Genomic DNA, 386 nt, shown 5'->3' on the forward strand with positions numbered 1-386 from the left:
GTGCGGCAGATCACGCTCAACCTTCTGTCGAACGCGATAAAATTCACCGCCACCGGCGGCGAAATCCGTGTCCGTGTCGGTTGGACGGCGGGCGGCGGACAATACATTTCGATCAAGGACAATGGCCCGGGCATACCGGAAGACGAGATCCCGATCGTGCTTTCCGCCTTCGGCCAGGGCTCCATTGCCATCAAGAGCGCCGAGCAAGGCACCGGGCTTGGCCTGCCGATCGTGCAAGGGCTGCTCGCAATGCATGGCGGCGAGTTCGAACTTCATTCCAAGCTGCGCGAAGGCACCGAGGCGATCGCCATCTTCCCGCTGAGCCGGGAGATGGAGGAATTGCCAGCACTGCCGACCGCGGCGGTGGCGGCTCGACGGCGGTAGGC

General features: G+C 63.7%; 1 protein-coding gene. It reads left to right on the forward strand.

Annotated elements, in window-relative coordinates; translation table 11 throughout:
* Nucleotides 1-384, forward strand: a 384-nt coding sequence (locus tag EN914_RS38195; protein WP_164779320.1) for a sensor histidine kinase KdpD, incomplete at its 5' end; no start/stop codon positions are given.
* Nucleotides 385-386 lie beyond the last annotated feature (2 nt).

The sequence above is a fragment of the Mesorhizobium sp. M7A.F.Ca.CA.001.08.2.1 genome, from assembly GCF_003998455.1.
Taxonomy (GTDB): Bacteria; Pseudomonadota; Alphaproteobacteria; order Rhizobiales; family Rhizobiaceae; genus Mesorhizobium; species Mesorhizobium ciceri.